This window comes from Variovorax sp. P4_D9, assembly GCF_056401695.1.
Genome location: NZ_JBFUIU010001322.1, coordinates 1 through 1,723, shown reverse-complemented (window position 1 = coordinate 1,723; position 1,723 = coordinate 1). Strand labels below are relative to the sequence as shown.

The 1,723-nt window shown below is 59.7% G+C and carries 2 protein-coding genes; one reads left to right on the top strand and one right to left on the bottom strand.

Annotated features, from left to right (window positions below; genetic code table 11):
* Positions 1–1,202: aspartate ammonia-lyase (locus AC1DY5_RS54460; protein WP_478122501.1), on the top strand; the 1,202-nt coding region annotated here is incomplete at its 5' end.
* 135 nt (positions 1,203–1,337) lie between these two features.
* On the opposite strand, the gene AC1DY5_RS54455 is transcribed toward AC1DY5_RS54460, so the two are convergent.
* Complete coding sequence (locus AC1DY5_RS54455; RefSeq protein WP_478122500.1) at positions 1,338–1,481, bottom strand: topoisomerase DNA-binding C4 zinc finger domain-containing protein; 144 nt, start codon at positions 1,479–1,481, stop codon at positions 1,338–1,340.
* Between the last annotated feature and the right edge of the window lie 242 nt (positions 1,482–1,723).

The following is a 1,723-nucleotide window of genomic DNA, read 5'->3' as shown; positions in this document are numbered from 1 at the left end:
GTTCGGCCATCGTCCAGGCTTGCGAGGAACTTCGGGCCGGTAAGCTGCACGACCAGTTTGTGGTAGATGTCATTCAGGGCGGCGCCGGCACATCGACCAACATGAATGCGAACGAGGTCATTGCCAATCGGGCGCTGGAACTGCTCGGGCACAAGAAGGGCGAGTATCAATACTTGCACCCGAACGAGCAGGTCAACATCGGCCAAAGCACGAACGACGTCTACCCTTCGGCACTCAAAATCGCAACTTACTCCGGCATCTTCGGTTTGATCGACGCAATGGGCGTGCTGCGGGAAGCGTTCGCCGCCAAGGCTGAGGAGTTCGCGGACGTGCTCAAGATGGGCCGGACTCAGTTGCAAGACGCCGTGCCGATGACATTGGGTCAAGAGTTCGGAACCTATGCCGTTATGCTGGGCGAAGACCAGGAGCGTCTACGTGAAGCCGCGCTGCTGATCTGCGAGATCAACATGGGCGCTACCGCCATCGGAACAGGCATCACTGCCCACCCAGACTACGCTCTTCTGGTTCTGCGGCACCTGGTGTCATTGACAGGCATTCCGCTCATCACGGCGCCCAACCTGATCGAGGCGACGCAGGATTGCGGCGCGTTCGTACAACTGTCGGGCGTGTTAAAGCGTGTTGCCGTTAAGCTATCGAAGACCTGCAACGACCTGCGCTTGCTCTCGAGCGGGCCACGTGCAGGGCTCGGTGAGATCAATCTGCCGGCGATGCAGGCTGGCTCCAGCATCATGCCTGGCAAGGTGAATCCGGTGATCCCCGAGGTGGTGAACCAGATCGCTTTCGAGGTCATTGGCAACGACCTCACGGTGAGTTTTGCAGCCGAGGCCGGTCAACTTCAGCTGAACGCCTTCGAGCCGATCATCGCCCACAGCATGTTCAAAAGCGTGAAGCATCTACGCAATGGCTGTTTGACCCTGGCTGAGCGCTGCGTCAAGGGCATTACGGCCAACAAGGCCTATCTGCGCTCGACAGTCGAGAACTCAATCGGCATCGTGACCGCGCTGAACCCCTACATCGGCTATGCCAACGCGACCTCGGTAGCTCAGGAGGCGCATGCGACTGGCGGTAGCGTTTCGGCAATTGTCCTTCAGCGCGGCTTGCTGACCCAGGAGCAACTTGCGGAGATCCTGCGGCCTGAAGTGCTCACCCAGCCAAGACCGCTTTCAGTGCCCCGCGAGTAGCGCGCCGTTGAGACGTTAAGGGCGATTTGAGATGAGCACTGGACTCATAGGGTCTTCCGAGTCGAATGCCCGGCAGCGTAGCGAAATTCACGGGTGCCGAGGGCGGTATAAATGGTCTCATGATGTTAGGGGCGGTCACGCGCCGGCCTCCACCGTGCCGCGACAACGCGGGTAGTTGGCACAACCCCAGAATGTGCCCCCGGCATTCGCACCGCGCTTCGCCGTTCGACGAACCATTTCTGACGAACACCTTGGACAGACCGGATCTGTAGCGGCCACGCTAGTGTAGTGCGCTCGAAATAATTGAACTTAAAGTATACTGCGCATACCAAGCTTTGCGGAGGTTTGAGCCATGCGCGTTGCCCGGAAGATCGAACTGGATGCTGTTGCCGAACGGGAGTTGACTGCGCTCGCCCGGCGCGGCCGCGTTGAGGCCCGCGTGCAGCAGCGAGCCAGGATCGTGCTGTTGGCCGCGAAGGATTGGCAGAACAAGGACATCGCTGCCGAGGTCGATTTGGACC